The organism is Streptomyces hainanensis (assembly GCF_004348415.1).
Lineage (GTDB): Bacteria > Actinomycetota > Actinomycetes > Streptomycetales > Streptomycetaceae > Streptomyces > Streptomyces hainanensis.
Genome location: NZ_SMKI01000191.1, coordinates 1 through 13,456, shown reverse-complemented (window position 1 = coordinate 13,456; position 13,456 = coordinate 1). Strand labels below are relative to the sequence as shown.

At 71.1% G+C, this 13,456-nt stretch carries 10 protein-coding genes and 1 tRNA gene; 8 read left to right on the top strand and 3 right to left on the bottom strand.

The window, feature by feature from the left end; all coding sequences use genetic code 11:
- Nucleotides 1-199: 199 nt before the first annotated feature.
- Nucleotides 200-282 (bottom strand) — tRNA-Leu (locus E1283_RS18670).
- 93 nt (nt 283-375) lie between these two features.
- On the opposite strand from E1283_RS18670, the gene E1283_RS18665 reads away from it, so the two are divergent.
- The 6 genes from E1283_RS18665 to E1283_RS18640 all read left to right on the top strand — a co-directional run bounded on the left by E1283_RS18665 (nt 376) and on the right by E1283_RS18640 (nt 6,657).
- A complete protein-coding gene (locus E1283_RS18665; RefSeq protein WP_132819217.1) occupies nt 376-1,053 on the top strand; it encodes an ANTAR domain-containing response regulator in 678 nt (225 codons plus the stop codon).
- Nucleotides 1,054-1,375: 322 nt separating this feature from the next.
- Nucleotides 1,376-2,542 (top strand): branched-chain amino acid ABC transporter substrate-binding protein, encoded by a 1,167-nt coding sequence (locus E1283_RS18660; RefSeq protein WP_243744938.1) that lies wholly within the window; start codon nt 1,376-1,378, stop codon nt 2,540-2,542.
- A 131-nt stretch (nt 2,543-2,673) separates the two neighbouring features.
- Nucleotides 2,674-3,558 (top strand): branched-chain amino acid ABC transporter permease, encoded by an 885-nt coding sequence (locus E1283_RS18655; RefSeq protein ID WP_425086200.1) that lies wholly within the window; start codon nt 2,674-2,676, stop codon nt 3,556-3,558.
- The gene (locus tag E1283_RS18650) at nt 3,555-4,925 is read left to right on the top strand and encodes a branched-chain amino acid ABC transporter permease (RefSeq protein ID WP_132819214.1); all 1,371 of its coding nucleotides are present in this window, start codon (nt 3,555-3,557) and stop codon (nt 4,923-4,925) included. Before E1283_RS18655 ends, E1283_RS18650 begins: the two co-directional genes overlap by 4 nt.
- A complete protein-coding gene (locus tag E1283_RS18645) occupies nt 4,922-5,890 on the top strand; it encodes an ABC transporter ATP-binding protein (protein ID WP_132819213.1) in 969 nt (322 codons plus the stop codon). Before E1283_RS18650 ends, E1283_RS18645 begins: the two co-directional genes overlap by 4 nt.
- Complete coding sequence (locus E1283_RS18640) at nt 5,887-6,657, top strand: ABC transporter ATP-binding protein (protein ID WP_481906697.1); 771 nt, start codon at nt 5,887-5,889, stop codon at nt 6,655-6,657. The genes E1283_RS18645 and E1283_RS18640 overlap by 4 nt, the downstream gene beginning before the upstream one ends.
- A gap of 16 nt (nt 6,658-6,673) precedes the next feature.
- On the opposite strand, the gene E1283_RS18635 is transcribed toward E1283_RS18640, so the two are convergent.
- Both E1283_RS18635 and E1283_RS18630 read right to left on the bottom strand, forming a co-directional pair.
- On the bottom strand, nt 6,674-7,171 hold the full coding sequence (locus E1283_RS18635) for a PaaI family thioesterase (RefSeq protein ID WP_132819212.1): 498 nt from the start codon (nt 7,169-7,171) through the stop codon (nt 6,674-6,676).
- 12 nt (nt 7,172-7,183) lie between these two features.
- On the bottom strand, nt 7,184-9,493 hold the full coding sequence (locus tag E1283_RS18630; protein ID WP_132819211.1) for an FdhF/YdeP family oxidoreductase: 2,310 nt from the start codon (nt 9,491-9,493) through the stop codon (nt 7,184-7,186).
- A 174-nt stretch (nt 9,494-9,667) separates the two neighbouring features.
- Here E1283_RS18630 and polA point away from each other — a divergent pair, with 174 nt between their 5' ends.
- Nucleotides 9,668-12,388: a DNA polymerase I gene (gene polA, locus E1283_RS18625; protein WP_132819210.1), complete on the top strand. Its 2,721-nt coding sequence runs from the start codon at nt 9,668-9,670 to the stop codon at nt 12,386-12,388.
- A 144-nt stretch (nt 12,389-12,532) separates the two neighbouring features.
- On the top strand, nt 12,533-13,456 hold a 924-nt coding region (locus tag E1283_RS18620), incomplete at its 3' end, for a lytic transglycosylase domain-containing protein (RefSeq protein ID WP_425086199.1).

The window sequence follows — 13,456 nt, the reverse complement described above, 5'->3', positions numbered from 1 at the left end:
CCGCCGTCCACCCCCGGCACCACCAACCTGGTCCGGGTCCACCATGTCGGCGAGGACGACTCCCCGCGCTGACCCGCGCGCCGCCGGTCGCCGGCCGGCGGCGTACGCCCAGCGTTACACCGGGGACACGGTCGGATGTTTGAATCGGCGCGGTTTCATCGAAGGGGCCCCAGAACGGGTGACCGTTTCGGTGACGGGGTGCCGGGTGCGGGATTCGAACCCGCAAGCCCTCTCGGGCAGAGGTGTTTGAGACCTCCGTGTATGCCATTCCACCAACCCGGCGGGGAAGCGCCCGGCGAGTGTATCGGCTCGGCCGCCGGGGTGGCGACTAGGTACTCTCATGAGTGCCCCATCAGGCAGGAAACGAGGAGCATCGTGAGCACCCCCGACGTCCCCGACGAGCCCACCACTCCGGCCCAGGCCACCACCGAGGCGGACACCGCTCATGTCCCGCCGAACACCACCCGCGTCGTCATCGCCGAGGACGAGGCCCTGATCCGGCTCGACCTGAAGGAGATGCTGGAGGAGGAGGGGTACACCGTCGTCGGCGAGGCCGGGGACGGGGAGCGGGCCGTGGAGCTGGCGCGCGAGCTGGGGCCCGACCTGGTGATCCTGGACGTGAAGATGCCGGTCATGGACGGCATCTCGGCCGCCGAGAAGATCGCCGCCGACTCCATCGCCCCGGTGCTGATGCTGACCGCCTTCTCGCAGCGCGACCTCGTGGAGCGGGCGCGGGACGCGGGGGCCATGGCCTACCTGGTGAAGCCGTTCAGCAAGAGCGACGTGGTGCCGGCCATCGAGATCGCCGTCTCCCGGTTCAACGAGCTCAGGAGCCTCAGCCACGAGGTCGCCGACCTCGCGCAGCGGCTGGAGACGCGGAAGTTGGTGGACCGGGCGAAGAGCGTGCTGCAGACCCAGTACGGGCTGACCGAGCCCGCCGCGTTCCGGTGGATCCAGAAGACCTCGATGGACCGCAGGCTCTCCATGCACCAGGTCGCCGAGGCGGTCATCCAGGACGCCGAGGAGAAGCGGCAGAAGCAGCAGCAGAAGTAGCCTCCCGCCATGGGTTAACTCTCTGTTAATTCACCATAATTCGGGTCAGAGCGCGTCCGGGGTTCCCACCCCGGGCGCGCTCTTTGCGTTGGTGAAGGGTCTGGGTCCGGGATGAGCGGATCTTGGGTGGATCGTCCGGTGACCGGTGAGAGGTGTTCTGTTTCCGGCATGTGCCACAGGTCACGAGGCGATCACATCTGTCGCTGTGGTGTGTTCGCGCAGCACAGAGGGCAATAGATTCCGCTGCACGCCGCACCGGTGTGCCATGTGCATGGGAGTGTGCGGTGACGACACGTCTGGCTCGCTCCAGGGGGTTTTGGAAGTGCTCAACAAATCCATCGCGCGGTTCGCGATACCCGTCGTAGCTGGGGCGCTCGTGCTCACCGCCTGCGGCAGTGACGACGGGGGCGACGGCGGCACGACTTACAAGATCGCTTATCAGGGTCCGCTGTCGGGGCAGAACGTGGGCCTCGGCGAGAATATGCAGAACGGCGTTCAGCTCGCGATCAACGAGGCGAATGAGTCCGGCGACTACGACTTCGAGCTGGAGTACTTCGCCGCCGACGACCAGGGCTCCGAGACGCAGGCCACCACGGCCGCGCAGAGCGCCATCGACGACTCCGACGTGGTCGCGGTCGTCGGTCCCGCGTTCTCCGGTCCGACCAATGTCTCGGCGCCGCTGTACGGGCAGGCCGGCCTGGCCGCCGTGTCCACCTCGGCGACCAACCCGACGCTGACCGAGCAGGGCTTCCCGACGTTCCTGCGCGCCGTGCCCAACGACAACGCGCAGGGTGCGGCCATGTCCGACTTCCTGGCCAGCACGGACGGTGTGGAGAGCGTCGTCGTGATCGACGACGTGACCCCGTACGGCGAGGGCCTCGCGGACGTCGCGGAGGCGGACCTCGGCTCCGCCGGCCTCTCCGTGACGCGCGAGAGTGTGCCGGCGGACACCGTCGACTACGGCAACGCCGCCCGTTCGGTGGTCGAGTCCGGCGCCGACGCGCTGATCTACGCGGGGTACTACGAGGCCCTGGCGCCCTTCGCGACCCGGCTCGACGAGGCCGGCTACGAGGGCATCGTGATGTCGGGCGACGGCTCGAACGACGACGAGCTGATCAACCTGGCCGGCGGCGCGGTGGACGGCTTCTACCTGACCTGCCCGTGCACCGACGCCACCCAGGAGGAGGCCACCCAGTCGTTCGCCGAGCGCTACGAGGCCGAGTTCGGCGTCGCGCCCGGCACGTACTCCGCCGAGTCGTACGACGCGGCGAACATGATCATCGAGCAGATCGCGGCGCTCAACGCCGAGGGCTCGGTGGACCGGACGGCGCTGTACGAGGCGCTGGCCGGCGCGGAGTACGAGGGGCTCACCAAGACCTTCTCGTTCGACGAGAACGGTGAGTTCACCCAGCAGGCGATCTACCTGTACCAGGTCGAGGGCGAGGCGATCGGCTACGTCGGCGCCGTCGAGGAGCTGGTGGGCGGCTAGCGGCCGCCCGGGCCGGCGGGGCGGGCGCGACCCGTGCCGCCCCGCCGACCCGAATCACCCGCTGCCGTTCGTTCCCACAAGGAAGTCAGTCCATGTCCCTTTCCGATATCTGGGACGTGCTAGTCCTGGGTGTGGTGCTCGGCTCGCTGTACGCCGTCATCGCCATTGGCTACACGCTCGTCTACGGTGTTCTCCAACTGCTGAACTTCGCGCACAGCGAGGTCTTCATGGCCGGCGGATTCGGGGGAGTCATCGCGCTCACCCTGTTCGAGCCGGCCGCCGATCCCTCCGGCCTGCAGTCCGTCCTGTATGTGCTGCTCGGTATCTGCGCGGGCGCGGCATTGGGCGGCCTGGTCGCGTTCGGACTCGAAAAGGCGGCCTACCGGCCACTGCGCAGACGGAATGCGCCACGCCTGGTCTTTCTGATCACCGCGATCGGTGCGTCGTTCTTTCTCTACAACCTGGCCGGCAAGCTGTTCGGGCGCTATCCGATCCCGATGCCGTCCATGTACGAGAACCGGAGACTCTTCGAGTTCTTCGGCGCTCCGGTGAGCGTGACGCAGCTGATCATCGTCGTCACGGGCGTGACGATGCTGGTCACGGTGGACTTCGTGGTCAACCGCACCAAGCTGGGCTCCGGCATCAGGGCGGTGGCCCAGGACCCGGAGGTCGCCTCGCTGATGGGTGTGGACATCGACAAGGTGGTCTCCCGGACCTTCGTGCTCGGCGGTCTGATGGGCGGCGTGGCCGGCTTCCTGTTCGGCACCAACCTTCAGGTGGACTACCAGATGGGCTTCCTGCCGGGTATCACGGCGTTCGCGGCGGCCGTGCTCGGCGGCATCGGCAACGTTCGCGGCGCCATGCTCGGCGGGCTGACGCTGGGCGTGGTCGAGTCGTTCACGGTCGAGATCTGGGGCGACTCCTGGCGCTACGTCGGCGCCTTCGCCGTGCTGGTGCTGGTGCTGATGCTGCGCCCGACCGGCATCCTCGGCGAGCGCGTGGGGAGGACGGCATGAGTGCCGATGTGAGTGTCCGCAAGCCGCTCTCCGCGGCGGCCCGGCTCCGGCGGCGGCGCTGGTACCAGCAGCCGCGCTGGCAGCGGCTGTTCGGCATGGTCGTGCTGGCCGTGGTGATGGCACAGGTCACCGGCGAGCAGGGTGAGCGCAACGACCTGTTCCACGCGATCCAGGCGAACTTCCAGAGCACCGGCATCCTGGTGTGGCTGGCCGTCCTGGTCGGCATCTGGGCGGTGCGGGAGTTCTTCGGCGAGCAGGTGGGCACCCAGCGCCGCCGGCTGGGCGGCGAGATCGCCCGCCCGGTCCAGCGACTGCTGGGACAGGTGCGCGGTCAACGCGCGTACCGCTGGGGCGGCCTCGGGGCGCTGCTGGTGTTCCTGATCATCCTGCCGCTGCTGATCTCCACCTTCTGGCAGCAGGTGCTGGTCGACCAGATCGGCGTGTACGTGATGGTCGCCATCGGCCTCAACGTCGTCATCGGCTGGGCCGGCATGCTGGACCTGGGCTTCATCGCGTTCTTCGCGATCGGCGCCTACAGCGCGGCCTTCTGGACGGGCGGCCTCCCGGTGGAGCCCCCGTTCGAGCTGAACAACTTCCTGGTGATCCCGATCGCCGTGCTCACCTGCCTCATCGCGGGCGTGCTGCTCGGCGCGCCGACCCTGCGGCTGCGCGGCGACTACCTGGCGATCGTCACGCTCGGCTTCCACGAGATCGTCTACCTGCTGGCGAGGAACCTCAACGAGTTCACCGGCGGCACGCGCGGTGCGCAGCAGCTCGACAAGTTCTCCGTGGACCTCGGGTTCTGGTCCTACGACTGGGAGTTGGACCCGCAGCCCTACTACTGGGTCCAACTGGCCGCGATCGTGATCGTGCTGGTGCTGTTCATCCGGCTCGAACACTCCCGGGTGGGCCGCGCCTGGACGGCGATCCGCGAGGACGAGGTGGCGGCCGCCGCCACCGGCGTCGACACGGTCCGCTTCAAGCTGCTGGCGTTCGCCATCGGCGCGTCGACCTCCGGCGTGGCGGGCGTGATCTACGCCAGCAAGCAGGGCTTCATCAACCCCGAGCAGTTCGTGGTGATGATGTCGGTGCTGGCGCTCGCCTACGTGGTGTTCGGCGGCATGGGCTCGATCCCCGGCGTGCTGCTCGGCACGGCGGTCCTGGTGTGGCTCCCCGAGTACCTGCGGGACACGGTCGACGCTCAGGACCGGTTCCTCTACCTGGGCGGGCTGCTGGTCGTGATGATGATCTACCGGCCGCAGGGGCTGTGGCCCTCGCGGCGCCGGCAGCACGAGTTGAAGATGGCCGAGGAGGGCACCGCGGGGGCCGACGCCCTGGGGGCCCAGCCCGGAGGTGCGCAGTCATGACCACGGAGATGCAGGAGGCGGCGAAGGCCGCGGCGGCCGGCGCGGACGGCGACGTGCTCGACGCCACCGGCGTGACGCTGCGGTTCGGCGGCCTGACGAGCCTGGACGCGGTCGCGCTGCGCATGGGGCGCGGCGAGATCCTGGCCGTGATCGGCCCGAACGGCGCGGGCAAGACCTCGCTGTTCAACTCGCTGACGGGCGCGTACGTCCCGCAGGAGGGGACGATCACGTTCCGTCCGCGGGCGGGCGGTACGCACGAGCTGCGCGGGCAGAAGCCCCACCGGGTCAGCCGGCTGGGGGTGGCCCGCACCTTCCAGAACATCCGGCTGTTCGGCGCGCTGACCGTGCTGGAGAACGTCAAGATCGCCGTCGAGACGCGGCAGCGGACGGACGCGGTCTCCATCATGCTGGGGCTGCCCAACGCGCGTCGCGACGAGCGGAACAGCGACCGCAAGGCGCACGAGGTGCTGTCCTTCGTGGGCCTCGACGAGCGGATCAACGAGCTGGCGTCGGCCCTGAGCTACGGCGAGCAGCGCCGGCTGGAGATCGCCAGGGCGCTGGCCACCGACCCCGAGGTGCTGCTGCTCGACGAGCCGGCGGCCGGCACCAACCCGACCGAGAAGCGGGACCTGGAGGTGTTGATCCGGCGGATCAACGTCGACCTGGGCGTCAGCGTGCTGCTGATCGAGCACGACATGCGCCTGGTGATGTCCGTCGCCGACCGGGTGGTGGTGCTCAACTTCGGCAAGAAGATCGCCGAGGGCACGCCCGCCGAGGTGCAGCAGGATCCGGCGGTGATCGAGGCCTATCTCGGGGCTCCGGCCGACGCCGAGCAGGAGGCGGCGGTGGCCGAGTTGGTGGCCGAGCAGGCCGAACACGCGGCCCAGGCGGCGGGGATCCCCGCCGCGCGGGCCGGCGAGGCGGACCGGGAGCGGGCCGCGGACGGCGAGGAGGGGACGGCGTGAGCACCGAGGTGGAGCGGAAACCGGAGGGCGCGGCAGACGCCGGGCCCGAGGGCACGCCACTGCTCGAACTGCGGGACCTGCACGTCTACTACGGCGCCATCGAGGCGCTCAAGGGCGTCAGCCTGACGGTGGGCGAGGGCGAGGTCGTGGCGCTGCTCGGCGCCAACGGCGCGGGCAAGTCCACGACGCTGAAGACGGCGTCGGGCATGATCCAACCGCGTGACGGCCAGGTGTTGCTGCGCGGCGAGCGGGTGGACGGCATCAAGTCGCACGAGCTCGTCCAGTTCGGCATCGGCCATGTGCCGGAGGGCCGGCGGGTGTTCGCGCGGATGACGGTGCTGGAGAACCTGCGGATGGGCGCGTACCGGCTCAAGCGCCCCGATCCGGCGGACCTGGACCGGGTGTTCACTCTCTTCCCGCGGCTCGCCGACCGGCGCAAGCAGGTCAGCGGCACCCTCTCCGGCGGCGAGCAGCAGATGCTGGCGATCGGCCGGGCCCTGATGGGCAAGCCCGAGCTGCTGCTGCTCGACGAACCGTCGATGGGCCTGGCGCCGCTGATCGTCCAGCAGATCTTCGAGATCCTGCGGGAGATCAACGAGCAGGGCACCACGCTGCTGCTGGTCGAGCAGAACGCCTCGCAGGCGCTGCAACTGGCCAACCGCGGCTACGTGTTGGAGACCGGCGCGGTGGTGATGTCGGACGAGGCGTCCGCGCTGCTGTCCGATCCCCGGGTGCGCGCGGCCTATCTGGGCGAGACCATCGAGTAACCGGGCCCGCCGGGGCTCACACCGGTGTCGTCGGCTCCGCCGCCTGGCCCTGCTGGGCGGCGGGGCGCAGCGCGCAGGTGAGGCGCGCGGTACAGACGCGCTTGTCCTGCTCGTCGGTGAGCACGATCTCGAACGTGGCCGAGGTGCGGCCGGTGTGCGCCGGCGTCGCCACCCCGGTGACCAGACCCGTCCGCACGGCGCGGTGGTGCGTGCAGTTGAGGTCCACGCCGACGGCGATCTTGTTGGGGCCCGCGTGCAGCATGGCGCCCACCGAGCCCAGGGTCTCGGCGAGCACGGCGGACGCCCCGCCGTGCAGCAGTCCGTAGGGCTGGGTGTTGCCCTCGACCGGCAGCGTGCCGACGACGCGCTCGGGAGCGGCGGACACGATGCGGACCCCCATCCGTTGCCCGAGCGCGCCGGCGGAGAAGAGCGCCGGCAGATCGATGCCGAGGCCGGCCCACTGCTCGACGATGTGGGATGGGAACGCGGTGGTGTGCTGCTCGTGCTCGCCCATGGGAGCGTTCTATCAGGTGGTCCCGGTGCGGCGGGCGGCCGGGGTGAGCCGCACGACGAGGGACTTGCTGGTGGGGGTGTTGCTGACGTCGGCGGTGGAGTCGAGCGGCACCAGCACGTTCGTCTCGGGGTAGTAGGCGGCGGCGCAGCCGCGGGCGGTGGGGTAGTGGACGACGCGGAAGCCGGGGGCCGTGCGCTCGGTGCCGTCGGTCCACTCGCTGGTGAGGTCGGCGTAGTCGCCGTCGGCGAGGCCGAGGGCGGTGGCGTCCTCCGGGTGGACGAGCACCACCCGGCGCCCCTTGGCGATGCCGCGGTAGCGGTCGTCCAGGCCGTAGATCGTGGTGTTGTACTGGTCGTGCGAGCGGAGGGTCTGGAGCAGCAGCCGCCCCTCGGGGGCGACGGGGTGCTCGACGGGCGCCGTCGTGAAGTTGGCCCTGCCGGTGGCCGTGGGGAAGCGGCGTTCGTCGCGGGGGCCGTGGGGGAGGGCGAAGCCGCCCGGTCGCGCGACCCGGGCCTCGAAGTCCTCGAATCCGGGGATCACCCGGGAGACGCGGTCCCGGATCAGCCGGTAGTCGGCCTCGAACTCCTCCCAGGGGGTGGCGCTCCGCTCGCCGAGGACGCGGCGGGCCAGCCGGCAGACGATCGCCGGCTCGGACAACAGCGCGTCGCCGGCGGGGCGGAGCCGACCGCGTGAGGTGTGCACGATGCCCATGGAGTCCTCGACGGTGACGAACTGGTCGCCGGCGGCCTGGGTGTCGCGCTCGGTGCGGCCGAGGGTGGGCAGGATCAGGGCCCGGGCGCCGGTGACGCAGTGCGAGCGGTTGAGCTTCGTGGAGACGTGCACGGTCAGCCGGGCCCGGCGCATGGCGTCCTCGGTGACCTGGGTGTCGGGCGAGGCGGCCACGAAGTTGCCGCCCATGGCGAAGAAGACCCTGACCCGGCCGTCCCGCAGGGCGCGGATCGAGTCGACCACGTCGAGGCCGTGCGCGGCGGGCGGCGTGAAGCCGAACTCGCGCTCGATGGCGGCCAGGAACGTGGGCGTCGGGCGCTCCACGATGCCCATGGTGCGGTCGCCCTGGACGTTGGAGTGGCCGCGCACCGGGCAGACCCCGGCGCCGGGGCGGCCGACGTTGCCGCGGAGCAGCAGGAAGTTGACGACCTCCCTGATGGTGGGCACCGAGTGCTTGTGCTGGGTGAGCCCCATGGCCCAGCAGACCACGATGGAGCGGGAGTCCAGCACCAGCTCCAGGGCGCGCTCGATGTCGGCCCGGTCGAGGCCGGTGGCGCGCAGCGTCTCGGCCCAGTCGGCCTCGTCGGCCTCCTTGGCGAACGCCTCGAACCCGTGGGTGTGTTCGTCGATGAACGCGGTGTCGATCGCGGCCGCGTCGCCGTCGGCGTGGCGCGCGAGGATCAGCTTGTTGAGCATCCGGAACAGTGCCTGGTCGCCGCCGAGCCTGATCTGGAGGAAGAGGTCGGTGAGGGCGGTGCCGGGGCCGGCGAGGCCGCGCGGCGTCTGCGGGTTGCGGAACCGCTCCAACCCGGCCTCCGGGAGCGGGTTGACCGTGACGATCCGGGCGCCGCCGGCCTTGGCCTTCTCCAGTGCCGACAGCATCCGCGGGTGGTTGGTGCCCGGGTTCTGCCCGGCGACGATGATCAGGTCCGCCCGGTGCAGGTCCTCGAGCGACACGCTGCCCTTGCCGACGCCGAGGGTCTCGGTGAGCGCGAAGCCGGACGACTCGTGGCACATGTTGGAGCAGTCCGGCAGGTTGTTGGTGCCGAACTCGCGGGCGAACAGCTGGTAGAGGAAAGCGGCCTCGTTGCTGGTGCGGCCCGAGGTGTAGAACACGGCCTCGTCGGGCGTGCCGAGGGCGCGCAGCTCTTCGGCGACGAGGTCGAAGGCCTGGTCCCAGGAGATCGGCCGGTAGCCGTCGGCGCCCTCGGCGAGATACATGGGGTGGGTGAGCCGGCCCTGCTGCCCGAGCCAGTATCCGGAGCGCTCGGCGAGCTCGGCGACCGGATGGGCCGCGAAGAACTCGGGCGTCACCCGGCGGACGGTGGCCTCCTCGGCCACGGCCTTGGCGCCGTTCTCGCAGAACTCGGCGGCGTGCGGCTTGTCGGGCTCCGGCCAGGCGCACCCCGGGCAGTCGAAGCCGCCGTGCTGGTTGACCCGGAGCAGGGTGAGCGCGGTGCGGCGCACGCCCATCTGCCGCTGCGCCGTCCTGAGGGCCTGCCCGATCGCCGGCAGGCCCACCGCGGAGTGCTTGGGTTCGCCCACCGTGGGTGCGTCCTGGACGGGGTCGCCGGCGGGCGGCTTGGCTGGCATGGCGCGTGCTCCTCTTCCCGTGGGCCCTCCGGTGGGCGTTGCCCGTGGGGACCGGGTGATCTCGGTGGCGCTCCTGGATCTTGCCACCGATCGTGCCACGGCGAACCTGGAGTGTCAGTGGTCCATGGGAGGATCGGCGACGTGGCTGAGAACGAGAGCTCGGGGAAGGCTGGGATGTCCGAGAAGGGTGAGAAGGAGAAGAGTGGGGCGGAGGCGCCGAGCGCCCCGCGGCTGCTGCTGCTTGACGGGCACTCCCTGGCGTATCGGGCCTTCTTCGCGCTGCCCGCGGAGAACTTCACCACCGTGGTGGGCCAACCGACCAACGCGATCTACGGCTTCACCTCGATGCTGGTGAACACGCTTCGTGACGAGGCGCCCACGCATCTCGCGGTCGCCTTCGACGTCTCCCGCGTCACCTGGCGCTCGGATCGCTACGCGGAGTACAAGGCCACCAGGTCCGCCACGCCGGACGAGTTCAAGGGCCAGGTGGAGCTGATCGGCGAGCTGCTCGACACGATGCGCGTGCGGCGGTTCGCCGTGTCGGGCTTCGAGGCGGACGACGTGATCGCCACGCTCGCCACGCAGGCCGCGGACGAGGGCTTCCAGGTGTCGATCGTCACCGGCGACCGGGACGCGTTCCAGCTGGTCAGCGATCGGATCACCGTCCTGTACCCGACCAAGGGCGTCTCCGAGCTGACGCGCTTCACGCCGGAGAAGGTCCAGGAGAAGTACGGCCTGCCGCCGGCCCTCTACCCGGACTTCGCGGCGCTGCGCGGCGACCCGTCGGACAACCTGCCTGGCATCCCCGGCGTCGGCGAGAAGACGGCCGCCAAGTGGATCAACCAGTTCGGTTCGCTCGACGCGTTGGTGGAGCGCGCCGAGGAGGTCAAGGGCAAGGCAGGCCAGAATCTGCGCGAGCACCTGGATTCGGTCAGGCTCAACCGGGTGCTGACGGAGCTCGCCAGGGACGTGGAGCTGGGGTGTGTGCCGGCGGACCTGGCCCGTCAGCCCTACGACGAGTCCGCGCTCACGGTCCTGCTCGACACGCTGGAGTTCCGCAACCCGAGCCTGCGCGATCGGCTCTTCGCCGTCGACCCGGCGCGCGCCGACGAGCCCGCGCCCGCGCTCGGCGAGCTCACGGTGGACGGCGTCCTGCTGCCCGCCGGCGGCCTCGCCCCGTGGCTCACCGAACACGGCGCGGCACCGCTGGGCCTGGCCACCCTGGACGACTGGAAGCTGGGCGCCGGCAGCGTGCACGCGGTCGCGCTGGCCACGGCGGAGGGCCCCGCGGCCTGGTTCGACCCGGCCCAGGCCGACGAGGCGGACGAGCGGGCCTTCGCCGGCTGGCTCGCCGACCCCGAGCGGCCCAAGGTCGTGCACAACGCGAAGGGCGTGCGCCGGGTGTTCGCCGAGCACGGCTGGGAGCTGGCCGGCATCACCATGGACACGGCGCTCGCCGCCTATCTGGTGCAGCCGGGCCGCCGCTCCTTCGCGCTCGACGCGTTGAGCGTGGAGTTCCTGGCCCGCGAGCTGGAGCAGCCCGCGGAGTCGGGCGGCCAGTTGGCCTTCGGCGCCGACGACGAGGCCGAGGCGGAGTCGCTGATGCGGCACGCCCGCACCATCCTGGATCTCGGCGAGGCGTTCGCGGGTCGCCTCCCGGACGTGGGCGCCGCCGAACTGCTGACCGATCTCGAATTGCCCACCTCCGAGCTGCTGGCCCGGCTGGAGCGCGCCGGCATCGCGGCGGACCGCGGCTGGCTGGAGCGCCTCGAGCAGCAGTTCGCGGTCGCCGTCCAGCACGCGGTCACCGAGGCGCACGCCTCCGTCGGCCACGAGTTCAACCTGGGCTCGCCCAAGCAGCTCCAGGAGGTCCTCTTCGGCGAGCTCGGGCTGCCCAAGACCAAGAAGACCAAGACGGGTTACACGACCGACGCGGACGCCCTCGCCTGGCTGGCCACCCAGACCGAGCACGAGCTGCCGGTGATCATGCTGCGCCACCGGGAGCAGGCGCGGCTGCGCACCACGGTGGAGGGGCTGATCAAGACCGTCGCCCCCGACGGCCGGATCCACACCACCTTCCAGCAGACGGTGGCGGCGACCGGCCGGCTGTCCTCCACGGACCCCAACCTGCAGAACATCCCGGTCCGCACCGACGAGGGCCGGGCCATCAGGCGCGGCTTCGTGGTGGGCGAGGGCTTCGAGGCCCTGATGACCGCCGACTACAGCCAGATCGAGCTGCGGGTGATGGCACACCTCTCGGAGGACGCCGGCCTGCTCGACGCGTTCGCCTCCGGCGAGGACCTGCACGACACGGTGGCCTCCCAGGTGTTCGGCGTCGAGCGCGACCAGGTCGACCCCGAGATGCGGCGCCGCATCAAGGCCATGAGCTACGGCCTGGCCTACGGCCTCTCCGCCTTCGGGCTCTCCCAGCAGCTGTCCATCACCCCCGACGAGGCGCGGAAGTTGATGGACACCTACTTCGAACGCTTCGGCGGCGTGCGGGACTACCTCCAGCACGTGGTCGACGAGGCCAGGATCATCGGCTACACGCAGACGCTGCTGGGCCGCCGCCGCTACCTGCCCGATCTCACCAGCTCCAACCGGCAGCGCCGCGAGATGGCCGAGCGGATGGCGCTCAACGCGCCGATCCAGGGCACCGCGGCCGACATCGTCAAGATCGCCATGCTCCGGGTGGACGAGGCGCTGCGCGCCGAGAAGCTCGCCTCCCGGATGTTGCTCCAGGTCCACGACGAGATCGTGCTCGAGGTCGCCCCGGGCGAACGCGAGCGGCTCGAGGAGTTGGTGCGGCGCGAGATGGTGGGCGCGGTGCGACTCCGCGCCCCGCTCGACGTGTCGGTCGGCTGGGGCGACACCTGGGAGTCCGCGGCGCACTGAACCCCGGCGCGCGCTCGCGCAGTCCGCCGTGGCGTTTCCCCAACTGCCCCTCCAGGGACACCGGTAGGTCCTGGCTTGGGAACCGGCACCTGTCGTACTGTCGTCCCGGTCACCGCACCGAGTCGCCGATGGAGGGGAAGACGCGTGGGGTTGCGTATCAGCAGGATCCGCAAGGGAATTTCGGGGTCGGCCGTGGCCGCGGCGGCCATGGCGGCGCTCACGGCCTCCCAGGCGCCGGACGTGCTGGGCAGTGACACCGCCGGGCCTTCCGACCCGGTGGATCGTCCGGCCGTCCAGGAGCCCGCGGACATCGCGGACGGCGGCGCGGAGGAGGAGCGCTCCTACCACACCGACCTGCCGCCGCTGGACACGGCGGAGAGCGGCGGAGGCGGCGGCGCCGCGGTGGGCACCGGTGTGGGCGAGGGCGAGGCCGGTATCCCGGCCACCGTCCTGGACGCCTACCGGCGGGCCGCGGAGACGGTCGCCGGCACCACCCCGGGCTGCGACCTGGAATGGGAGGTGCTGGCCGCGATCGGCAAGGTCGAGTCGGGCCACGCCAGGGGCGGCGACGTGACCGCCGACGGCACCACCACGACCCCCATCCTCGGCCCGGTGCTCGACGGCAACGGCTTCGCCCAGATCATGGACACCGACCGCGGCCGCTGGGACAGCGACTCCCGCTACGACCGCGCGGTCGGGCCGATGCAGTTCATCCCCTCCACCTGGGCCCGCTGGGGCGCCGACGGCAACGGGGACGGCGTCTCCAACCCCAACAACGTCTACGACGCCGCGCTCGCCGCCGGCAACTACCTGTGCGCCTCCGGGCGCAGCCTGGCCGACCCGGACAACCTGGACCAGGCGCTGCTGAGCTACAACCACTCGTGGGACTACGTGGCGACGGTCAGGTCCTGGCTCGACTACTACCGCAGCGGCGTCCACGAGGTGCCGGACGGCGACGGCGGCCTGCCCACCAGCCCCGGCCCCGGCAACCCGCGGAACCCGGGCGCCACCGGGACGGGACCCGACGGCGACGCCTCGACCGGGCGGGAGACACCCCCCGACCGGGAC

What these genes read in the sequence shown, in the direction of transcription:
- E1283_RS18635 (WP_132819212.1), bottom strand. Translation starts at nt 7,171, where the DNA reads ATGGGCGAGCACGAGCAGCACACCACCGCGTTCCCATCCCACATCGTC.
- E1283_RS18630 (WP_132819211.1), bottom strand. Translation starts at nt 9,493, where the DNA reads ATGCCAGCCAAGCCGCCCGCCGGCGACCCCGTCCAGGACGCACCCACG.
- E1283_RS18650 (WP_132819214.1), top strand. Translation starts at nt 3,555, where the DNA reads ATGAGTGCCGATGTGAGTGTCCGCAAGCCGCTCTCCGCGGCGGCCCGG.
- polA (WP_132819210.1), top strand. Translation starts at nt 9,668, where the DNA reads ATGTCCGAGAAGGGTGAGAAGGAGAAGAGTGGGGCGGAGGCGCCGAGC.
- E1283_RS18645 (WP_132819213.1), top strand. Translation starts at nt 4,922, where the DNA reads ATGACCACGGAGATGCAGGAGGCGGCGAAGGCCGCGGCGGCCGGCGCG.